General features: G+C 54.1%; 1 tRNA gene. It reads left to right on the top strand.

The features are described 5' to 3' along the window. Positions 1–182: 182 nt before the first annotated feature. A tRNA-Ala gene (locus J1781_RS00035) sits at positions 183–255 on the top strand.

Raw genomic sequence — 255 nt, 5'->3', positions numbered from 1 at the left:
ACCCCTGATAAGGGTGAGGTCGGTGGTTCAAGTCCACTCAGGCCTACCAATTCCTTCCTCCTCTTCGTTGTCGCCATGTCTCGTTTGCCCAGGCAAACTTCGCATGACTGCGCCTTGATGAGAAAGTCATTGGCTGACTCATCAGGCTGATGAGTGATTAAGGTATCTGTAAGTGACTGTATGGGGCTATAGCTCAGCTGGGAGAGCGCCTGCCTTGCACGCAGGAGGTCAGCGGTTCGATCCCGCTTAGCTCCA

This window comes from Rahnella perminowiae, from assembly GCF_019049695.1.
Classification (GTDB): domain Bacteria; phylum Pseudomonadota; class Gammaproteobacteria; order Enterobacterales; family Enterobacteriaceae; genus Rahnella; species Rahnella perminowiae.
This window is presented reverse-complemented; position numbering and strand designations above follow the sequence as displayed.